The 19,933-nt window shown below is 73.1% G+C and carries 22 protein-coding genes; 10 read left to right on the forward strand and 12 right to left on the reverse strand.

Annotation, left to right across the window (positions count from 1 at the left end; all coding sequences use genetic code 11):
- The first annotated feature begins 248 nt into the window (after nt 1-248).
- Nucleotides 249-1,775, forward strand: coding sequence for an acyl-CoA dehydrogenase family protein (locus ABD296_RS01335; protein ID WP_344260410.1), 1,527 nt, complete (start codon nt 249-251; stop codon nt 1,773-1,775).
- Here the strand turns inward: ABD296_RS01335 and ABD296_RS01340 are convergent.
- The 5 genes from ABD296_RS01340 to ABD296_RS01360 are packed head-to-tail and all read right to left on the reverse strand — an operon-like array spanning nt 1,772 to nt 5,372.
- Nucleotides 1,772-2,353 carry a GAF domain-containing protein gene (locus ABD296_RS01340; protein ID WP_344260412.1) on the reverse strand — a complete coding sequence of 194 codons (582 nt, stop codon included), beginning with the start codon at nt 2,351-2,353 and terminating at the stop codon, nt 1,772-1,774. The genes ABD296_RS01335 and ABD296_RS01340 overlap by 4 nt on opposite strands.
- A 25-nt stretch (nt 2,354-2,378) precedes the next feature.
- Nucleotides 2,379-2,963 (reverse strand): GTP-binding protein, encoded by a 585-nt coding sequence (locus tag ABD296_RS01345; protein WP_344260414.1) that lies wholly within the window; start codon nt 2,961-2,963, stop codon nt 2,379-2,381.
- The gene (locus ABD296_RS01350) at nt 2,944-3,309 is read right to left on the reverse strand and encodes a DUF742 domain-containing protein (protein ID WP_344260416.1); all 366 of its coding nucleotides are present in this window, start codon (nt 3,307-3,309) and stop codon (nt 2,944-2,946) included. Before ABD296_RS01350 ends, ABD296_RS01345 begins: the two co-directional genes overlap by 20 nt.
- Nucleotides 3,306-3,740, reverse strand: coding sequence for a roadblock/LC7 domain-containing protein (locus ABD296_RS01355; RefSeq protein WP_344260418.1), 435 nt, complete (start codon nt 3,738-3,740; stop codon nt 3,306-3,308). Before ABD296_RS01355 ends, ABD296_RS01350 begins: the two co-directional genes overlap by 4 nt.
- 30 nt (nt 3,741-3,770) lie before the next feature.
- Complete coding sequence (locus ABD296_RS01360; RefSeq protein WP_344260420.1) at nt 3,771-5,372, reverse strand: ATP-binding protein; 1,602 nt, start codon at nt 5,370-5,372, stop codon at nt 3,771-3,773.
- 7 nt (nt 5,373-5,379) lie between these two features.
- Here ABD296_RS01360 and ABD296_RS01365 point away from each other — a divergent pair, with 7 nt between their 5' ends.
- Nucleotides 5,380-5,562, forward strand: a complete 183-nt coding sequence (locus ABD296_RS01365) for a hypothetical protein (protein WP_344260422.1) — start codon at nt 5,380-5,382, stop codon at nt 5,560-5,562.
- Nucleotides 5,563-5,743: 181 nt separating this feature from the next.
- Here the strand turns inward: ABD296_RS01365 and ABD296_RS01370 are convergent, their stop codons facing one another.
- A complete protein-coding gene (locus ABD296_RS01370) occupies nt 5,744-6,460 on the reverse strand; it encodes a YwaF family protein (protein WP_344260424.1) in 717 nt (238 codons plus the stop codon).
- 90 nt (nt 6,461-6,550) lie between these two features.
- On the opposite strand from ABD296_RS01370, the gene ABD296_RS01375 reads away from it, so the two are divergent.
- From ABD296_RS01375 to ABD296_RS01390, 4 genes are all read left to right on the forward strand, one after another.
- Nucleotides 6,551-9,169 (forward strand): DUF4132 domain-containing protein, encoded by a 2,619-nt coding sequence (locus tag ABD296_RS01375; RefSeq protein ID WP_344260426.1) that lies wholly within the window; start codon nt 6,551-6,553, stop codon nt 9,167-9,169.
- An 82-nt stretch (nt 9,170-9,251) separates the two neighbouring features.
- A complete protein-coding gene (locus ABD296_RS01380; protein ID WP_344260428.1) occupies nt 9,252-9,806 on the forward strand; it encodes a TetR/AcrR family transcriptional regulator in 555 nt (184 codons plus the stop codon).
- 52 nt (nt 9,807-9,858) lie between these two features.
- On the forward strand, nt 9,859-11,421 hold the full coding sequence (locus tag ABD296_RS01385) for an MFS transporter (protein WP_344260430.1): 1,563 nt from the start codon (nt 9,859-9,861) through the stop codon (nt 11,419-11,421).
- 294 nt (nt 11,422-11,715) lie between these two features.
- Nucleotides 11,716-12,360, forward strand: coding sequence for a TetR/AcrR family transcriptional regulator (locus ABD296_RS01390; RefSeq protein ID WP_344260432.1), 645 nt, complete (start codon nt 11,716-11,718; stop codon nt 12,358-12,360).
- Here the strand turns inward: ABD296_RS01390 and paaE are convergent.
- The 5 genes from paaE to paaA are packed head-to-tail and all read right to left on the reverse strand — an operon-like array spanning nt 12,348 to nt 16,139.
- Complete coding sequence (gene paaE, locus ABD296_RS01395) at nt 12,348-13,436, reverse strand: 1,2-phenylacetyl-CoA epoxidase subunit PaaE (protein ID WP_344260434.1); 1,089 nt, start codon at nt 13,434-13,436, stop codon at nt 12,348-12,350. The genes ABD296_RS01390 and paaE overlap by 13 nt on opposite strands.
- 1 nt (nt 13,437) lies before the next feature.
- Complete coding sequence (gene paaD / locus ABD296_RS01400) at nt 13,438-13,950, reverse strand: 1,2-phenylacetyl-CoA epoxidase subunit PaaD (protein WP_344260436.1); 513 nt, start codon at nt 13,948-13,950, stop codon at nt 13,438-13,440.
- Entirely contained in the window at nt 13,947-14,864 is a 918-nt protein-coding gene (paaC, locus tag ABD296_RS01405; RefSeq protein WP_344260438.1) for a 1,2-phenylacetyl-CoA epoxidase subunit PaaC, read from the reverse strand. The genes paaD and paaC overlap by 4 nt, the downstream gene beginning before the upstream one ends.
- Before the next feature lie 13 nt (nt 14,865-14,877).
- Nucleotides 14,878-15,171 (reverse strand): 1,2-phenylacetyl-CoA epoxidase subunit PaaB, encoded by a 294-nt coding sequence (gene paaB / locus ABD296_RS01410; protein ID WP_344260440.1) that lies wholly within the window; start codon nt 15,169-15,171, stop codon nt 14,878-14,880.
- Complete coding sequence (gene paaA, locus ABD296_RS01415) at nt 15,168-16,139, reverse strand: 1,2-phenylacetyl-CoA epoxidase subunit PaaA (RefSeq protein ID WP_344260442.1); 972 nt, start codon at nt 16,137-16,139, stop codon at nt 15,168-15,170. Before paaA ends, paaB begins: the two co-directional genes overlap by 4 nt.
- A 193-nt stretch (nt 16,140-16,332) precedes the next feature.
- On the opposite strand from paaA, the gene ABD296_RS01420 reads away from it, so the two are divergent.
- Nucleotides 16,333-16,638: an EthD family reductase gene (locus ABD296_RS01420; RefSeq protein ID WP_344260444.1), complete on the forward strand. Its 306-nt coding sequence runs from the start codon at nt 16,333-16,335 to the stop codon at nt 16,636-16,638.
- A gap of 66 nt (nt 16,639-16,704) precedes the next feature.
- On the opposite strand, the gene ABD296_RS01425 is transcribed toward ABD296_RS01420, so the two are convergent.
- Nucleotides 16,705-17,214 (reverse strand): Lrp/AsnC family transcriptional regulator, encoded by a 510-nt coding sequence (locus ABD296_RS01425; protein WP_344260446.1) that lies wholly within the window; start codon nt 17,212-17,214, stop codon nt 16,705-16,707.
- A gap of 120 nt (nt 17,215-17,334) precedes the next feature.
- On the opposite strand from ABD296_RS01425, the gene pdhA reads away from it, so the two are divergent.
- The 3 genes from pdhA to ABD296_RS01440 form a co-directional block, all read left to right on the forward strand.
- Nucleotides 17,335-18,459, forward strand: a complete 1,125-nt coding sequence (gene pdhA / locus ABD296_RS01430) for a pyruvate dehydrogenase (acetyl-transferring) E1 component subunit alpha (protein WP_344260448.1) — start codon at nt 17,335-17,337, stop codon at nt 18,457-18,459.
- Nucleotides 18,460-18,469: 10 nt separating this feature from the next.
- Nucleotides 18,470-19,498: an alpha-ketoacid dehydrogenase subunit beta gene (locus ABD296_RS01435; protein WP_344260454.1), complete on the forward strand. Its 1,029-nt coding sequence runs from the start codon at nt 18,470-18,472 to the stop codon at nt 19,496-19,498.
- Nucleotides 19,495-19,933 (forward strand): biotin/lipoyl-containing protein (locus tag ABD296_RS01440; protein ID WP_344260450.1); only part of this gene is annotated, 439 nt, incomplete at its 3' end. The genes ABD296_RS01435 and ABD296_RS01440, both read left to right, overlap by 4 nt.

Genomic DNA, 19,933 nt, shown 5'->3' on the forward strand with positions numbered 1-19,933 from the left:
GGCGGCCTCAGCAGAAAAACCCGCGCCATGAGTTCACGCAGGTCCCTCCAGCCGATCCGGTTTCCACGGCGACTTACGGTAAGCCATATGTTCCTTGCGCCCGGTGACCGATCGATTAACGATGACGTGAACCGCATGGAAGGGGACGAATCGAGCGGCGGTCAATGGTCTCCCGCCGCGCAGGGAAAGCGGACGGCGGCGTGCGCCAGACCGCAGGAACGGCGCGCCCGGCACCGACGGATCGATCCATGAGAGCCGACGCCATGATGAATGATCTTCTGTCACTGTCGACGAACGCCTTCATCGCCGGCATCGAGGGGGTCGCCCGCCGTTTCGACACGGCGACCTACCCGCAGCAGAATCTCCCCGCCGACGACTGGACGCTGCTGACCAGGGCCGGTGTGCTGCTTCCCACGCTGCCCAAGGAATACGGCGGCCGCGACGACCACCTCGAGATGTGCCGGGTCGTGGAGACCGTTTCCGAATGGAACCTGCCGCTCGGAATGTACGTCACGGTCATCACGGCGGTGGCCTTACGCCCGATCGTGCTGTGGGCGGACGAGGAGGCCAAGCAGGAGGTGCTGCCGCACTACGCCGGCGGCGACCCCGCCATCTGCGGGTTCGCCTCCACCGAGCCGGGCTGCGGCTCGGCCATGTCCGGCATGGCCACCACCTTCGAGGAGGTCGAGGGCGGCTACCGGATCCGCGGCCGCAAGCACTGGCAGGCGTTCAGCATCAGCGCCCACTGGTGGCTCGTCAGCGCGAAGAACGACGAGAACGGCCGCACCTACGGCTACTTCATCGTCAAACGCAGCGAAGGATTCCGCACCCTGCGGCCCTACGAGCCGCTCGGCCTCAAAGTGATCGATTACGGCCTCAACGAGATCGACGCGGTCGTCCCCCGGCACCGGCGAATCCCCGCCGAGGGCAGGAATCTGCGTCCCATGGTGGAAATGCTCATGGCGTCGCGCGCGATGATGGCGGCGATGGGCTGCGGTTTCCTGCGCCGTATCAGCCGCGAGGCGCACGCCTACGCCGATCAGCGCAGAATCGGCCCGGGTCCCCTTTCGGAGATCCGGTTCGTCCGCTATCGGCTGGCGGCCATCGACGCCTCGTACACCGTCTGCGCGGCGCTCAACCACTACCTGCGGACCGCGCTGGACATGAAGGACGCCATGATCGGCGCCTTTCCCGCCGTCCAGGCCATCAAGACGGTCGCGACCGAGCGAATGCTGAGTTCGGCGCACCATTACCAGCAGCTCGCCGGCGGTGAGGGATACCGTTGCGGGTCGCCCACCAACATCTCCGCCCAGGCATTCCTGGACGCCCGCGTCTACACCGTTTTCGACGGCACCAACGACCTGCTCAGCCAGCAGCTCACCGAGTACTGCCTCGCCAGGACGGCCGGCCGGACGCTCAGCCGATTCCTGGCCGAATGGCCGCTGACGGCGTCCGCGGTCCGCGCGCAGCGGCTGGACCTGGGCTTCCTCGACGGGGACCTGCGGCAGGAGCATCTCGTCCTGGCCGGCCGCGCGATCGCCTACGCGTTCGCGATCGGCCAGGTCATGAGGTGGGCCGCCGAGACGGGCGCCGACCCCGCGCGGGCCCGCGCGGCGATCGAGTTCCTCAAGGCCGACATCGCCGGCGTCGCCACGGAGTTCGGCCTGCTCGCCACGGGCGTACTCGGCCCCGACGCGCCCCCGGCGCAGGCGCCGGGGCGGGCACCGGCCTCGCGTTCCGTCCCGGTCCCGTCCGCGGCCTGGCGGGACGCCTAGCCCTGGCGTTCCTCGCGGCGGCGGATCAGCTGCATCAGGTCCGCGGCCCGCTCCTTGATGAGGCCCAGCCCGGGATGGCCCCAGGGGCGGGGCTCGCGGTCGATGACGCAGATCGTCCCGAGCACCGTCCCCGTGCGGTCGATGAGCGGCGCCCCGACGTAGGTGCGGATGCCGAGCTTGTCGACGACCGGGTTGCCGGCGAAGCGCGGGTAGTCGCACACGTCGTCCAGGACGAGCGCCCTGCGCCGCACGACGACGTGCGGGCAGTAGCCGTGGTCGAGCGGGACCTCCCGGCCGAGCTCGACGGCGCCCGCCGCGTCGGCGCCCGGCGCCTGCGGGGCGTACAGGCCGCCGAGGTACTGGTGGTCGGTCACGAAGTTCACCATCGCGAACGGGGGCTGGTCGGTGCCGGCGAGGTGGCGGGCGGCCTCGGCCAGATCGCGGGCGAACGCGTCGAACTCGGCGTCCGGCGCCTGCCCGAGACGCAGCTCCCGCAGCCGTGCGGCCCGTTGGGGCACCTCCGGGTCGACGGGCGTCAGCAGGTGTCCGGCGGGCTCGTACAGCGGGTCGTGGATCACGGGGGCTCCTGTAGGGCTGGTCTCGTCAGGCGGAGGCGGTCGGGACGGCGTCGAGCAGATGGCCGATCAGCGCCCTCAGCACCGACGCCGCGGAGCGGCCGTCCCGCGCGTCGCAGACGACGACGGGCACGCGTCCGTCGAGGCCGAGGGCGGTGCGCACCTCGTCCGGCGCGTAGCGGAACGCGCCGTCGAACTCGTTGACGGCGACGAGGAACCGGGTGCCCCGGTTCTCGAAGAAGTCGACGGCGTCGAAGCAGTCCTCGAGGCGGCGGGTGTCGGCGAGCACGACGGCGCCGAGCGCGCCGGCGGACAGCTCGTCCCACATGAACCAGAAGCGCTGCTGGCCGGGCGTGCCGAACAGGTACAGCACGATGTCGTGCTGCTCGATCGTGATCCGGCCGAAGTCGAGCGCCACGGTGGTGGTGGTCTTGCGCTCCACCCCGCCGAGGTCGTCGAAGCCGGCGCTGGCCGTGGTGATGAGCTCCTCGGTGCTCAGCGGTTCGATCTCGCTGACGGCGCCGACGAACGTGGTCTTGCCGACGCCGAACCCGCCGGCCACCAGGATCTTGACCTGGGTCGGGGGCGGCGCGTCAGGCTCGTTGCAGGCCATCGAGCAGTTTCTCCAGGAGGGCTCGGTCGGTGGGGTCGGCCGCGGTGCGCCGCGCCCGGGTGGCCAGCGCGCGGCAGGCCACCAGGTCGGCGAGGACGACCTTGGCGATGGTCACGGGCAGCCGCAGGTGCGCGGCGACCTCGGCGACCGAGGTCGGCGCGCGGCACCACTCGAGCGCCTCGGCGTGCTCGGGGTCCATGCCCCGCGGGTGCCGGCCGGTCGCCACCACCAGGGACAGCAGGTCGAGGTCGACCGCCGGCCGGGTGCGGCCGGCGGTCACCGTGTAGAGGCGCACGAGGGGGCCGGCGGCGGCGTCGACCCAGACCTCGTCGTCGCCGGCGGTCATGTCGACGCGGCTCGGTCGCCCGCCGTGGGCGCCGGGCGCGCCGCGGTGTGCAGGAACGGCCGGACCGCCCTGATCAGCCGGGCCATCTCGAAGCCGACGAGGGCCGGGTCGGCCTGCGCGTCCGCGAGCACCGCGAGCACGGAATTGAAACCGGCCCACGAAATGAACAGCTGGCTGGACTTCAGTTCGGCGACGACCTGCCGGACCTCGCTGCTGCCGTCGAAACGGGCCCCGGCGCTGCGGGTGATGGAGAACAGGCCGGAGGCGAGCGCCGCCATCTGCTCCGCGCCGGCGCGGTCGAGGCCGTGCGCGGCCTTCATCATGCCGTCGGCGGACAGCAGCACGCTGCCGCGAATGGCCGGAACCTCGTCGCTCAGCCCCCGCAGCAGCCAGGCCAGGTCTTGCGCATCGTTCGCGGACGCCGCAGTCAATGGGAACTCCTCGTCATTTCCGATGCCTCGTCATTTCCCGTTGTCCAGGCCGTCCGCGGCGTCGTTCTCCAGGGCGCTGCGCATGCCCCGCTGGAATGCCGCCATCAATCCCGGATTGTGCTCGGCCTCGTCGTCGGCCTCCTGGCGCACGGGCGCGCTGGCCAGTTCGGGCGTCAGGTGCGTCTGCGCGCGGCGCCGCGGCAGTTGCGGACGGTCCCCGGCGGGCGGGGGGACGGCGGGCCGGCCGCCCTGCGCCGGCACGGCCGGCAGCGGGCCCGTCTCCCACGTGGGCGCCGCGGGGCGCCGGGCCGGCCCGACCGCGTACGGCTCCTGGAAGGCCGCGGGCGGGCTGCGATCGTCGTCGACGCGCGCCATGTCCAGCGGATCGTCGGCGACCTGCCGAGGGCCGGGCGGCGGCCCGGGCGGCGGGCCCGGGACCTGCGGTGTCGGGGCCTGCGAGGACGGGACCTGTCCCGCCTGCGCGGGCCGTGGAGTGCCCGCCTCCTCCTGGCCGCCCGTCAGCTCCGCGGGGACCACGACGACGGCCTGCGTCCCGCCGTAGACGTTGCTCTGGAGCTGGACGCGGACCTTGTGCCGGCCGGCCAGCGCGGACACCACCAGGAGCCCGATGCGCCCCTCGCTCAGCAGTTCCCCGGCGCGGGCCCGCTCGTGGTCGGCGAGCAGGTCGTTCAGCCGCAGCCGGTCCTCGCGCGGGATGCCGAGGCCGCGGTCCTCGACCTCGATGGCCAGGCCGGCGGCGACGCTCTCGACGCGGACCAGGACCTGGGTCTGCGGCGGCGAGTACTTCGTGGCGTTCTCGATGAGCTCGGCGAGCAGGTGGATCACGTCGGCGACCGCGCTCCCGTGCACGCCGCCGTCGACGGGCGGCACCACCTTGACCCGCTTGTAGTGCTCCACCTCGGCGATGGCCGAGCGCAGCACCTCGTACACGTTCACCGGCCTGGTCCACTGGCGGCGGGACGGGGCGCCGCCGATGACGGCGAGGCTCTCGGCCTGCCGGCGCGTGCGGGTGGCGAGGTGGTCGACCTTGAACAGCCCCTTGAGCAGGTCGGGGTCCTCGACCTGGGCCTCCAGCTCGTCCAGCCCCAGGATGGCCCGGTGGGACAGCGACTGCATCCGGCGGGCGAGGCTGACGAAGACGCCCACCCGCTCGTCCCGGCTCTGCGATCCGCGGCGCGCGGCGTCGACCACGGCGTTCCACGCCTCGCTCTGCGCCCGCCGCAGGTCCCGCACGAGCCGCGCGACGGGGTCGCCGGGGTCGGCGGCCGGGCCGTCCTCGGTCCACGGGGCGACGGCCTCCCCGGCGGCCAGCCGCCCGGCCAGCTCCGCCATCTCCCGCCGTCCGCGGCCGATCAGGAAGCCCAGCTCGCCCAGCCTGCGGCTCAGGTTCTCCTGGTCGCGGACGACGCACCGGGCGCGCTGCCGGTCCACCCGGCGGGTCGCCGCGTCGGCCCCCCACGCGGCCGCCACCAGGACGGCGGCGGCCGCCACGGCGGCGACGGTCAGCACGAGCCGCGTCTGCCGGGGCAGGGCCGCGCCGTCGTAGAGCACCGCGACGGCGACGACGCCCAGGAGAGCGACAATGGCCGCGGGAAGGATGGAAATGGACAAGTGAACAATGCGCATGCTGCTTTGGCGATGCCTGCCGCAGGCGGCCGGGGCCCTGTCGTACCGCCGGACGTCCTGGCGATCGGCACCGGGGGCGGAGTCAGAGAAGTCGGGCATCGGCGTCCTCGGCGTGTGGGACAGCAAGATCGAAAAACTGAGCAATACGGACTCGTATGCCTACAGCCGTATCTAGGCTGACACAACGCCACGCGAAGGACGCACGGAATGCCGAGATTCCAGTGATCCAAGGCCACTATGCCATTATTAGTCCAATATGTCCGCATCATCGAATGGTAGAGATTCTTCTCCCGGACGGGGACATTGTGCCGTATGCGGCGGTCCAAAATGCGCGGAACGGACGGCCATTCGAATGATCAATCGGAGCGCGTCCACGGCCAGGTGATCAGCGCCCAGCCGAGCAGGATGACCACGACCTCGGCCAGCACGTACCAGGGCCAGGGGCCGAGCACGTCCAGCACCGAGCCCGTGACAGGCTTGTCGTTGAGGTACCCGTAGTTCGTGCCGGCGATCTCATTGAAGGCGAACGTGCCGGCGGCCCACACCACCGTGACTACGACCGCGAACCGGTAGCAGCGCCAGTCCGGCCGCATGCCCAGCCCCCAGGTCAAGTACACCGCGGCCCACACGATCATCAGGTGCATCGACCAGAACGCCAGATAGTCGATGTCGGGGTAGTCCCCGCCGTTGAGGGCCGGCGTGAGGAGGCCCTGGACCGACAGGGTGAGCCCCCAGTAGTACGTCAGCGCGTACCAGCGCCGGCCGAACGTCCACAGCGCGCCGGCCGCGGTCAGCCACGCCACGTCGCACAGCTGCAGGGGCAGCGACCCGCCGAGGTCCCACTCCCGGGGCAGCAGGGTGTGCGCCTGCGTACCGACCATCACGAACAGGACCGCCAGCGCGTACGCCCTGCCGAAGCCCTTCGCCTGCTCCCCACCGCCCGGGCCCGGCTCCGGTGTCCGCTGGGCGCGGCCGAGCGCCACCAGCACGGCGCACCCGGCCGCGAACAGCCCGAGGGCCGCCCAGTGGGACGGCCCGTACGCGGCGAATCGACCGGCGGCGGTCAGGGGCACCCGGTGATCGTAACCCCCGTGCCCGGCGTCCGATCGGCACGCATCGCGAGGTCACGGAAGTGTCGGCGGCGGTCGTTAGGTTGCGGTGCCATGGTCGAGACGGTGGACATTCCGGTCGAGTGGCGCGAGCACCTTCATCCCCGGCGCGGCGGCGTCGCCGGCCCGGAGGTCGTCCTGGACGAGAAGGCCGCGGAGCGGGCGCGCGAGTGGGACGGCGCGGCGCGTCCGATCGCCGAGGAGATGGCGGAGCACGAGCGCACCGATCCGGACCTCGGGAAGGCCGTGCGCGCCTGGCTGGACGGCGAGGCCGACCCGATGGGGGCCGCGGCGGTCGCCGCCATCGCGGTGAAGTACTTGGACGACTCCGACGGCGCGGCCTTCGTGGATGCGTGGGCGCTGGACCACGGGCCGGCGTTCGCGGCCTGCGCGGTCACCGAGGCGGCCTCGCTGGAGCTCGGCCCGCCGCCGAAGCCGGCGACGCGCGGCCCCGATGGCGTCTTCCAGGTCCACGTCTTCATGTACACCGATCCGCCGCCGAGGGGATGGCGCGGCGAGATCCGGCGCGCGACGCCCCAGGACCACCCCTTCGGCGCCGGCCGGTGGATCGCCGGGGACGCGGTGGTGAAGCGCGTCCGCGCACTGCTGGCGGCGGCGCCCGAGGCCGAGTACCGCGACGCCGTCGCGCGCCTGGCGGCGCATCGCGGCGACGACGCGAGGCGCCGCACCGCCTCCTACCTCGTCCCGACCGAGACCGCCTGGGTGGACGAGTCCCTCGGCGAGACCGCCGGTCCGAACGTCCTGGGCCACGACCACGTGCTCTGCTCGCTGTCCACCGCCGCGCAGGCCGAACGGGTCCGGTGGATCTCGGAGACGCCCGCCGTGGTCGGGTCGCTGCTCGACGGGCTGGGCGCGGACGCCTTCCCCCTCCTCGAAGCCGCCTTGAGGGCCACCCTTTTCCGGACCGACTTTGAGCGGCGCGCGGTCGTGCTGAGGGCACTTCAGGAGATCGGCGACGAGCGGACGTTCCGCCTCCTGCTGATGCACATGGGAGGCCAGGGGGTGCCCGCCGCCCTGGCGGAGGCGGCCGTGCGGCACCCGGCGCAGGCCGTCCGGGCGCTCGCACCGCTGGCCGACGACGGGACGGTCCGGGGCCTGCAGGCGGCCGGGTTGGTGCGGAGCCTGCTGTACGCGGCTCCGGAACTGGCACGGGCGCTGCCGCCGGGGACCGGTGAGGAACTGCTTCCGCGTCCGGCCGTCCCCGACTGCGATGACGTCCCCGCCGCCCTGGCCGGCCGGCAGGCCGGCAGCGCGAAGACGGACTGGGCCGACCCGGCGCTGCTCCCGCAGATCCTCACCCGCGGCCGTGACCGGGCGCTTCCGGCGGACGCGACCAGGCGCCTGCTGGGCCTGCTCGCCAAGAAAGCGCCGGAGGCCGCGGACGTCCGCGGGTTCTGCGACCGGCATTCGCTGGCGGAGTTCTCCTGGGCGGTGTTCCAGCACTGGTACGCGCTCGGATCGCCGTCCAAGCACAACTGGGCGCTGGCGCAGCTCGGCCTGATCGGCGACGACACGACGGTGCGGCGGCTCGCTCCGCTGATCAAGCGGTGGCCGGGCGAGGGCGGCACCGGCCGGGCCGTCGCCGGGCTGGACGTCCTGGCCCGGATCGGCTCCGACGTCGCCCTCACCCACCTGTTCGAGCTGACCCGCCGCGGCAAGTACAAGGGGCTCAAGAGGAGGGCGGCGCAGAAGATCGACGAGATCGCCGCCGCGCGCGGGATCACGCCGGACGACCTCGCCGACCGCGCCGTCCCCGACTTCGGCCTGGACGGGGAGGGAAGCCTCGTCCTGGACTACGGTCCGCGCCGGTTCACCGTGACCTTCGACCAGCAGCTCGTCCCGCTGGTCGTGGAGGCGAGCGGCAAGGTCCGCAAGAGCGCGCCCAAGCCCGGCCCGAAGGACGATCCGGCGCTCGCCCCCGCCGCGCACGCGCTGTTCACCGGCCTGAAGAAGGACCTGCGCACGATCGCCGACCAGGAGATCAAGCGCCTGGAGAAGGCCATGGTCGTCCGGCGGAGCTGGACGCCGGACGACTTCCGCGGCCTGTTCGCCGACCATCCGCTGCTGGGGCACATCGTCCGCCGGCTGGTGTGGATCACCGACGGCGGTACCGCCTTCCGTGTCGCGGAGGACCGCACCTACGCCGACATCAACGACGATGCCTTCGACCCGGCGCCGGACGCCCGCATCGGTATCGCGCATCCGCTGCTGCTGGGCGACGACCTCGGCGCGTGGGCGGAACTGTTCGCCGACTACGAGATCCTGCAGCCGTTCGAGCAGCTCGGGCGGCCCGTCTACCGGCTCGCGGACGACGAGCGCGCCGCCCTTAGGCTCGCCCGTGTGGAGGGCCTCGTGCTGCCATACGGCAAGGCGAAGGGCCATTCGGAGGGGCGCTGGGAGTCCGTGGACGCCGACGGGAACTTCGCGGGCGGGTGGCTCGCCCGGCGCGACCCGGCCGGCCTGTACGTGGTGGCCGGCCTGAGCCCGGGGCTCGGCCACTACATGTACGGCGAGGGCGAGGACCAAAAGGTCGGCTTCCTGTGGGCGGGCCCCGCCCCGGCGAGCGCGCCGAAGGACGCGGTGCCGCTCGGCGAGGTCGATCCGGTCACGATGAGCGAGGCCGTCCACGACCTGATCCGCAGCGCGTCGTAACCAGGTGCGGGACAGGCGCACCTGCTGTGACTTTGGCGGCCCATTTGAGACAATGATGTCTCAAATGGGTTAACATGGTGTCATGTCGTTCGATCGTGACCGGGTCCTGGCCGACGCGGCGGAGCTGCTGTCGCGCAAGGCGACCGCCACCCAGGACGAGATCGCGCAGGCCGCCGGGATCAGCCGCGCCACCCTCCACCGGCACTTCGCCGGGCGGGACGGGCTCGTCCGCGCGCTCGAGGAACTGGGACTGCGCCGGCTCGAGGCGGTGATGGACGAGGCACGGCTCGACGAGGGCACCGCGACCGGCGCGCTCGTGCGGCTGATCGAGGCCACCCGTCCCGTCGCGGCGTTCCTCGCCTTCCTCGCGACCGAGAACCAGCTGTTCGAGGGCGGAGAGGTCAACGAGGGCTGGGAGCGGGTCGACGGCCGCGTCACCGCGCTGTTCCGGCGCGGCCAGGAGTCCGGGGAGTTCCGCATCGACCTGTCCCCCGCCTGGCTCACCGAGGCCCTGTACGGGCTGATCGCCTCCGCCGCCTGGACCATCCAGACCGGCAGGACCGCGCCTCGCGACTACACCGCGATGATCTCCGGGCTGCTGCTCGGCGGCGTCGAGCGCCGCGCCCCGCAAGCCTGATCCGCCGCACCGGACAACACCCTTCGCAACACCCGTTAGGACACGTGGGAGCATGACCACCGCGACACCGCCCGCTCTCGTGCGCGACGACCGCGACCCGGGCCGCTGGGTCTCGCTCGGCGTCCTCGTCCTCGCCGTGCTGCTGGTCGCCGTCGACGCGACCGTGCTCGGGCTGGCCACCCCCTTCATCAGCGAGGACCTCGGGCCGTCCGGCTCCCAGCTGCTGTGGATCGGCGACGTCTACTCGTTCGTCCTGGCCGGGCTGCTGGTGTCCATGGGCGGCCTCGGTGACCGCATCGGCCGCAAGCGCCTGCTGCTCGCCGGCGCCGCCGCGTTCGGCGCCACCTCCGTGCTCAACGCCTACGCCACCGGTCCCGAGCTGCTCATCGCGGCGCGGGCCCTGATGGGCGTGGCGGGCGCGACGCTGATGCCGTCGACGCTGGCGCTGATCCGCAACATCTTCACCGACTCGCGGGAACGTTCCATGGCCATCGGGATCTGGGCTTCCAGCGTCTCGGCCGGCGCCGCCGTCGGGCCGCTGGTCGGCGGCGTCCTGCTGGAGCACTTCTGGTGGGGCTCGGTCTTCCTGATCAACCTGCCGGTGATGGCGGTGCTGGTCGTGGCCGGACTGCGGCTGCTGCCCGAGTCGAAGGACCCCTCGCCCGGGCCGTGGGACCTGCCGAGCGCCGCCCTGTCCCTGGTCGGCATGATCGGGACGGTCTACGCGATCAAGGAGGCCGCCGCGCACGGCTGGTCGGCGCGGGTCGCCGTGACCGCCGTCGCGGGCGCCGCCGCGCTGGCCTGGTTCGTCCGCCGGCAGCGGACCCTCGCCTCGCCGCTGATCGACGTCCGGCTGTTCCGGCACCGCGGTTTCAGCACGGCCGTGGCCGCCGACCTGCTCGCCGTGCTCGGGCTTGCGGGGCTGGTGTTCTTCCTCTCGCAGTTCTTCCAGCTGGTCCAGGGCCGGTCACCGCTGCAGGCGGGGCTGGCGGAGCTGCCCGCCACCGTGGGCTCGATCGTCACCGGGCTGCTCGCCGCGATGGCGGTTCGGCGCACGTCGCTGCGCACCGTCATCGCCGGCGGGCTCCTGTGCATGGGGCTGGCGCTGGCCCTGCTGGCCGGCCTGCACGCGGGCACCGGCTACCCGCTGCTGTTCGGCGCGCTGCTGCTCGCCGGCGCGGGCGCCGGATTCGCCTTCGCCACGACGTCCGACATGATCGTCTCGCTGGTGCCGAAGGAGCAGGCCGGGGCCGCGTCGGCGGTCTCCGAGACCGCCTACGAGCTCGGCGCCGCGCTCGGCATCGCGCTGCTCGGCTCGATCACGACCGGCGTGTACCGGGGCTTCGCGACCCCGGACGGCGTCCCGGCCGGGGCCGCCGCGACGGCGCACGACTCGATCGGCCGCGCCGCCGACGCCGCCGCCGCGCTCGGCGGGCCCGAGGGCCACGCGCTCCTGGCCGCCGCCCGCGACGCCTTCGCCACGGGCCTGCGCTACTCCGCGGGCATCGGCGCGGCGGTGCTGCTGGCCACCGCCGCCGCCGCGTGGATCCTGCTGAAGGACCAGCGTCCCGACACGACCCCCGACCGAGACCGGGCAGGCCGCGAGCGCGGGTAGGAACGCGGCGGCGGCCGCCCCGCGGGCGCCGCGGCGCAGCCAGCCGAGCACGAGCACCGCCCCCGCCAGGTTGAAGAGCGCGTAGCCGAGCCGGTAGTGGGTGCCGTAGCCGAGCCACACCCGGACCGCCTCGGCAATGAGACGATGGCGAGTTCGGTCACCACACCCGACAGTGCTCCGACCGCCAGGAAGACCCCTGCACGTCGCATCATGGCCCCAGTGTCGGCCGCGCTACGGGCCCGGGGCATCACCGCACGGAATGATGATCGGGGACGTCCGTGAGATGCTGCGGTCGTGACGACGGCCGAACCGACCCCGCGCCGGCGGCGTGGCCGTCCGGGTCATGACCAGGCGGCGATCCTGCGCGCCGCGGTGGAGTTGTTCAACCGCAAGGGGTACGACGCCACCAGCATGGGAGACCTGGCCAAGGAGCTCGGGCTCACCAAGCCGGCCATCTACCATCACGTCACGAGCAAGGAGCAGCTGCTCAGCCGGGCGCTGGACGACGCCCTCGACGAGCTCACCGCCGCCGTCACCGAGGCCTCCCGCAAGGAGGCCGGGACGAGCGCCTACCAGCGGCTGCGGGCGGTGGTGCGGCGCAGCGTCGAGGTGCTCGTCGCGCATCAGCCGTCCGTCACGCTCCTGCTGCGCGTCAGGGGCAACAGCGAGGTGGAGCTGGCCGCGCTGGAGCGGCGCCGGTGGCTCGACGACCGCCTGGCCGAGCTGGTCGCCGACGCCGCCGCCGAGGGCGCCCTGCGCGCGGACGTACCGCCGGCGCTGGTGAGCCGCCTGCTGTTCGGCATGGTGAACTCGCTGGTCGAGTGGTACCGCGCGGACGGGGCGTACGACACGGCGGCGGTCGCCGACGCCGTCACCGTCATCGCCTTCGACGGCCTGGCCCGCCACGAGCCGGAACCGCCGACGAGTCAGGCGTCGTAGTCGATCGTGACGGTCTCGGTGGCCGGGAACGACTGGCAGGTGAGGACGAACCCGGCCTCGACCTCCGCCGGTTCGAGGGCGTAGTTGCGGCGCATGTCGGCCTCGCCGTCGCGGACGAGGGCGCGGCAGGTTCCGCAGACGCCGCCCTTGCAGGCGAACGGCAGGTCCGCGCGGGTCCGCTGGGCGCCCTCCAGGATCGTCGTCTCGCGGGACACCCGGGACGTCGTGCGCAGGCCGTCGAGGACGACGGTCAGCTCGGCGGTTGCGCCGGTGACGGTGTCGTCGGTCCGCCTCGGCTGCGGTGGGGGCGCATCGACGTAGAAGAGTTCGACGTGCACGCGATCCGCTGGGACGCCGAGGCCGGTGAGCGCCCGCCGGGCGTCCTGCACCATCTGCAGCGGGCCGCAGAGCCAGACGTGGTCGAAGGCCTCGACCGGGACCAGGCCGGTGAGCAGGCGGGTGAGGCGGTCGTGGTCGAGGCGGCCGGAGAACAGCTCGACGTCGCGGGGTTCGCGGGACAGCACGTGGGCGATCTGGAGGCGGGGCCCGTACCGGTTCTTCAGGTCGCCGAGTTCCTCGGTGAACATCACGGTGCGGCTGGTGCGGTTGCCGTACAGCAGCGTCACCTGCGCGGCGGGGTGGGCCAGGACGGTGGAGGCGACCGAGAGCATCGGGGTGATGCCGGATCCGGCGGCGATGCACAGGTGCCGTTCACCGAGCGCCGGGTCGGCCTGCCAGGAGCCGGTGGGCGGCTGCACCTCGATGCGGGTGCCGGGCGTGACCTCGTACACGAGCCAGGAGGAGAACAGGCCGCCGGGGATCTCGCGGACGCCGATGCGCGGGGCGGCGCCGGCGGGCGCGCATATCGAGTAGGAGCGGCGCTCTTCGCGGCCGTCCACGAAGCGGCGCAGGGTGAGCGACTGCCCGGCCCGGAAGGCGTAGGCGTCGCGCAGCGCGGCGGGGACGTCGAAGGTTATCGCGGCGGCGTCGTCGCAGAGGCGGTCGACCGCCGCGACGGTCAGCTCGTGGAACACCGCCGACCGGGCGGGGGCGGCGCCGGGCGCGAGGGTGGTCATCTCAGATCTCCTTGACGTGCTCGAACGGCTCGAGGCAGCCGGTGCAGCGGTACAGGGCCTTGCACGCGGTGGCGCCGAACTCCGAGGTCAGGCGGGTGGCCGCCGAGCCGCAGCGCGGGCAGGCCGGCGCGGGCCGGGTCGGGCCGAGGGTGAGCCCCACGGGCCCGGACCTCCGCCGGGCCGGGCCGGGGGGTGACAGGCCCGCGGCGCGCAGCGCGGCCCGGCCGTGCTCGGAGATCCAGTCGCTGGACCACGGCGGGTCCAGGACGACCCGGACCTCGACGCGCGGGAATCCGGCGCCGGTCAGCCGGTGGACGAGGTCGTCGCGCATCGTGGCCATGGCCGGGCAGCCGGTGTAGGTCGGGGTGATCGAGGCGACGACGACCTCCCCGCCCTCCGGCCGGGGCTCGACGTCGACGCCGCGCAGCACCCCGAGGTCGGCGAGAGTGAGCATCGGCATCTCCGGGTCCCGCACCTCCTCGGCGACCCGGCGGGCGCGCTCGCGGGCGTTCACCAGCGCCCCATCGGGTGTGCGCGCGCGACGACCTGCATCTCGGCGAGGAGCCGGCCGAACGCCTCGGTGTGCATGCCGTCGCGGCCCGTCCGGCCGCCGACCCCGGCCAGCGGCGCGCGGTCGGGGCGGTCGACGCCGCTGACGGCCAGCACCTGGTCCAGGACGGCGTCCACCTCGTCGCGGACGGAGCCGGGGTCGACCCCCGCCCCCGCCTCAGCGAGGGACGTCTCTACCGGGTGCGCGGCGACCTGTTCCGGTTGGAGCGGCCACAGCGCGTCCAGCGCTGCGACGAGCCGCCGGCGTGATTCCTCGGTGCCCTGGGCCAGGGTGAGGAACCAGCGGCCCGCCCAGTCCCGGTGGTAGGTGATCTCCTTGACGCCCTTGGCCGCGACCGCCGCCAGCACCTGGTCGGTGCTCGCGCGGAGCCTTTCCAGCAGCGCGAGGCGGGCGACGGAGAACAGGAGCAGGCGGACGACCATGTGCGCGAAGTCGCCGTTGGGCACCTCGGCGAGCCGCACGTTGCGGAACTCCCCCGCCTCACGGAAGAACGCCAGCGCGTCCTCGGCGGGGACCGGCGAGCCCTCGGGCAGCGCAGGGACGGCGCCGGGGTCGGCGGCCGCCGCGCGCGCCAGCAGCAGGCGGGCCTGTCCGAGCAGGTCGAGGGCGATGTTCGCCAGCGCGATGTCCTCTTCGAGGTCCGGCGCGCGGCTGCACCACTCCGACAGCCGCTGCGACATGATCAGCGCGTCGTCGCCGAGCATCAGGCAGTACAGGGCCAGCTCGGCGTGGTCGGCGCCGTCCGGGACGGTGGTGTCGACCCCGGCGAGGGGGTCCTCGAAGTCGGTGCCGAACGCCCACTGCGAGGAGTCGCCGCCGATCAGGCCGTCGAAGATGCTGCCGTGGTCGTCGCTCATGGGTGGTCCGCCCTCACATGTGGGGGACGTTCTCGGGGATCTCGTAGAACGTCGGATGCCGGTAGACCTTGTCGCCGCTGGGCGCGAACAGCGGGTCCTTCTCATCGGGGCTGGACGCGGTGATCGCGTCGGCCCGCACCACCCAGATGCTCACGCCCTCGTTGCGCCGCGTGTAGACGTCGCGGGCGTGCCGCAACGCCATCACGTCGTCGGGGGCGTGCAGCGACCCGACGTGCACATGGTTGAGCCCGCGCTTGCCGCGGACGAACACCTCGTACAGCGGCCATTCGCGCCGGTCCTCGCTCATCGGACGCCCTCCTTCGCGTTCTCGGCGGTCCGGGCGGCGAACGCCGTCGCGGCCTCGCGCACCCACGCCCCGTCCTCGTGGGCGGCGCGGCGGTGCGCCATGCGCTGGGCATTGCACGGCCCGTTTCCGCGCAGCACCTGGGCGAACTCCTCCCAGTCCGGCTCGCCGAAGTCGTAGTGCGCGCGCTCGGCGTTCCAGCGGAGCGCGGGGTCGGGCAGCGTCACGCCGAGCGCCTCGGCCTGCGGGACCGTCATGTCGACGAACTTCTGCCGCAGCTCGTCATTGGAGTTGCGCTTGACGCCCCACGCCATCGACCGCGCGCTGTTGGGCGACTCGGCGTCCGGCGGCCCGAACATCATCAGCGACGGCCACCAGAACCGGTCGACCGACTCCTGCACCATCGCGCGCTGCCCGTCCGTCCCGCGCATCATCGTCATCAGCAGCTCGTAACCCTGCCGCTGATGGAACGACTCCTCCTTGCAGATGCGGATCATCGCCCGCCCGTACGGCCCGTAGGACGTCCGGCACAGCGGCACCTGGTTGCAGATCGCCGCCCCGTCCACCAGCCACCCGATCGTCCCCACGTCGGCGTACGACAGCGTCGGGTAGTTGAAGATCGAGGAGTACTTCTGCCGCCCGGACAGCAGCATCTCCGTCAGCTCCGCGCGGGACACGCCCAGGGTCTCGCACGCCGAGTACAGGTACAGGCCGTGCCCGGCCTCGTCCTGCACCTTGGCCAGCAGGATCGCCTTGCGCCGCAGCGACGGGGCCCGGCCGATCCAGTTCCCCTCCGGCTGCATCCCGATGATCTCCGAATGCGCGTGCTGGGCGATCTGGCGGACCAGGGTCCGGCGGTAGTCGTCCGGCATCCAGTCCCGCGGCTCGATCCGGTCGGCCCGCGCGATCGTCGCGTCGAACCCGGCCTGCAGCCGCTCCCGTTCCGCCGGTTCCACGGGGGTCGCCGCCATGTCCCCTCCTCGCCCGCCGCGCAATTACTTATCGTTCGGTCAGTAATACGGTCGCACGGGCGGGCGCCCCGGCGCAACGGGTCGGGGCGGACGGGATCGTTCCGGCGGGCCCGGGTCCTCCGCGGAGCCCGGGCGCGGGCTACGGTGAGGTGGCCCGGACCTGGCCGGCCGCACCCACCCTGGAGGAGCGCACATGCACCGCCTCACCGTCCAGTACTTCTCCCCCACCGACCCGGCGGCGTTCGACGAGCGCTACGAGAGCACGCACGTCCCGCTGGTGCGGGCCCTGCCCGGACTGAAGTCGTTCACCCTCACGCGTCCCCGGCCGCTGGGGACCGAGGCGCCCTACCTGGTCGCGGAGCTGTGGTTCGAGGACGGCGACGCCCTCAACGCGGCGCTGGGCAGCCCGGAGATGGCCGCGGCGGCCGAGGACGCGGCGAAGTACGACGTCGCCTCCACCACGATGTTCTCCGGCGAGGTGCGGAACGCCCTGAAGTAACGATCGGTGCGCCGCCGCCCCCTTCGTCGCGGACAAAAGGGGCGGCGGTCGCGTTTCCAGGCTCGTCTAGGCGTTCCCGGACTCCCACTCCGCGCCCCGGCCGCGGGCCTCGCCGAACACCAGCCAGGTGCGGGTGGCGCGGACGCCCGGAATGTCCTGGATGCGCTCCAGCACGACGTGCCGCAGCGCGGTGTTGTCGGGGGCCCTGACCAGGACCAGCACGTCGTAGTCGCCGCCGACCATGGCGAAGTGCTCGACGTAGCGGATGTCCTTCAGCCCGGCCGAGACCGCGCGCCAGGAGTTCTGCTCGATGGTGACCGAGACGTAGGCGCTGGTGCCGAGGCCGGCGCGGTGCGGGGCGATCTGGGCGGTGAACCCGGTGACCACGCCCTCGTCGGTGAGGCGGGTGAGGCGGGCGTAGGCGCTGGCGCGCGAGATGTGGACGTTCTCGGCGAGCGCCCGCACCGAGATCCGACCGTCGCGCAGCAGCTCGGCGATGATCGCGCGGTCCACCGCGTCCAGCGGTCCGGCAGAACGTCCGGCCCGGACGCCCTCGGCGGCCTCTTCGTTCGACATTCGGTCACCTCGGATCCGGTCTGATGGCCATTTGTCGCTCATTATGCGTGATGTCTTGAACGGATGGCCGCCCGGGCGGACGCTTTGGTCATCAAGCGTCCAGAGAAAGCGAGGGGCGCCATGCTCATGCGGGAACCCGCGCCCGGGCTGGAACAGCGCCAGGCCGCCGAAGACCTCCTCCCCTCCCCCGTGCCGGTCCGCTTCGTCGCCGAGGACGGCACGGCCGCCGACCCGCCGGCCGGGTACGCGGTGCCGGAGGACGAGCGGCTCGTCGAGGCGTATCGCCGGATGGTGGCGGGCCGCCGGTTCGACCGGCAGGCGACCGCGCTGACCAAGCAGGGGCGGCTGGCGGTGTACCCCTCCAGCCGCGGGCAGGAGGCCTGCCAGATCGGCGGCGTGCTCGCGCTCCGCGACGCCGACTGGCTGTTCCCCACCTACCGGGACTCGATGGCCCTGGTCTCCCGCGGCCTGGACCCGGCCGAGGTGCTCACCCTGCTGCAGGGCGGCTGGCACTGCGGATACGACCCGGCCGCCACCCGCGTGGCGCCGCAGTGCACCCCGCTGGCCACCCAGACCCTGCACGCGGTGGGGATGGCCGAGGCCCTGCGCCGCAAGGGCGAGGACGCCGTGGTGATGGCCTTCATCGGCGACGGCGGCACCAGCGAGGGCGACTTCCACGAAGCGCTCAACTACGCGGCCGTCCGCCGGGCGCCCGTGGTGTTCCTGGTGCAGAACAACCAGTACGCGATCTCGGTGCCGCTGGCCAAGCAGACCGCCGCGCCCGCGCTGGCCTACAAGGGGATCGGGTACGGCGTCCGGTCCGAGCAGGTCGACGGCAACGACCTGGTCGCGGTGCTGTCGGTGCTGACCACCGCCGTGCGGCACGCCCGCGCAGGGGACGGCCCGTGGCTGGTGGAGGCGCACACCTACCGCATGGACCCCCACACCAACGCCGACGATCCCACCCGCTACCGCGACGGCGGCGAAGTCGAGCAGTGGGAATCGGCCGACCCCGTCGCGCGCCTGGAGACCTACCTGCGGGGCCGCGGCGTGCTGGACGACGAGCAGGTCACCGCGGCGCACGAGGCCGCCGAGGAGTTCGCCGCCCGGGTCCGCGAGGCGATGAACGCCGACTCCGAGCCCGCGCCGCTGGAGATTTTCGAGCACGTCTTCGCCGAGCCCACGCCGCAGTTGCGCGAGCAGCGGGCCCTGCTGGCGGCCGAGCTGAGCGCGTCGGAGGACTGAGATGACCGCGATGACGACCGGCACGACGGAAATGACCATGGCGCAGGCGCTGAACACCGCGCTGCGGGACGCCCTGCGCGAGGACGAGCGGGTCCTGGTGTTCGGTGAGGACGTCGGCCCGCTGGGCGGCGTCTTCCGCATCACCGACGGGCTGACCGCCGAGTTCGGTGAGGAGCGGTGCTTCGACACCCCGCTGGCGGAGGCCGGCATCGTGGGGCTGGCCGTCGGCCTGGCGATGGGCGGGTTCCGCCCGGTGGTGGAGATGCAGTTCGACGCGTTCGCGTACCCGGCGTTCGAGCAGATCGCCTCGCACGTGGCCAAGATGCGCAACCGCACCCGCGGCCTGCTGCCGCTGCCGATGGTGATCCGCATCCCCTACGCCGGAGGGATCGGCGGCGTCGAGCACCACTGCGACTCCAGCGAGGCGTACTACGCCCACACTCCCGGCCTGAAGGTGGTCACTCCCGCCACGCCGGACGACGCGTACTGGCTGCTGCGCGACGCCATCGCCGACCCCGACCCGGTCGTCTTCATGGAACCCAAACGGCTGTACTGGTCGTCCGGCGAGGTCTCCCCCGCCGATCGGCGCGCGGCCGGGATGGGGCGGGCGCGGGTGCGGCGCAGCGGGACCGACGCCACGCTGGTCGCCTACGGGCCGAGCGTCCCCGTCGCCCTGGAGGCGGCGCAGGCCGCCGCCGCCGACGGCCTCGACCTGGAGGTCGTGGACCTGCGCACGATCGTCCCGTTCGACGACGAGACCGTCGTGGCGTCCGTCCGCAAGACGGGCCGCTGCGTCGTGATCCAGGAGGCGCAGGGGTTCGCCGGGGTCGGCGCGGAGATCGCGGCGCGCGTGCAGGAACGCTGCTTCCATTCGCTGGCCGCCCCGGTCCTGCGCGTCAGCGGGTTCGACATCCCCTACCCGCCGCCCAAGCTCGAACGCTCGCACCTGCCCGACGTCGACCGCGTCCTCGACGCCGTCGACCGGCTCCAGTTCGGCGACGAGCCCGACGTCCTGCACCTGGCCAGGGGGGCGTCATGACGACGACCGCTCCCGCCCGGCAGGTGTTCCGGCTGCCCGACCTCGGCGAGGGCCTCACCGAGGCCGAGATCGTCGAGTGGAAGGTCGCGGTCGGCGACACCGTCCGGATCGACCAGGTCGTGGTGGAGGTCGAGACCGCCAAGGCGGCCGTCGAGGTCCCCGTCCCCTACGCCGGGACCGTGCTGAAGGTGCACGCCGAAGCGGGGACGGTCCTCGGGGTCGGCGAACCCCTCATCGAGGTCGGCCCCGCCGGGACCGCGGAGGAGGACCCCGCCGCCGCCCGCTACCGCGAGGAGGAGCAGGCCGGCTCCGGCAACGTCCTGATCGGCTACGGCACCGGCGGCGGCGCGGCGGGCGCGCGCGGGCGGCGGCACGGCCGGGCCCGGACGGCCACCGCACCCCCGGCCGGCCCGGAGCAGGCGCGCCCGGTTCCGG

This window comes from Actinomadura napierensis (assembly GCF_039529375.1).
GTDB classification, from domain to species: domain Bacteria; phylum Actinomycetota; class Actinomycetes; order Streptosporangiales; family Streptosporangiaceae; genus Spirillospora; species Spirillospora napierensis.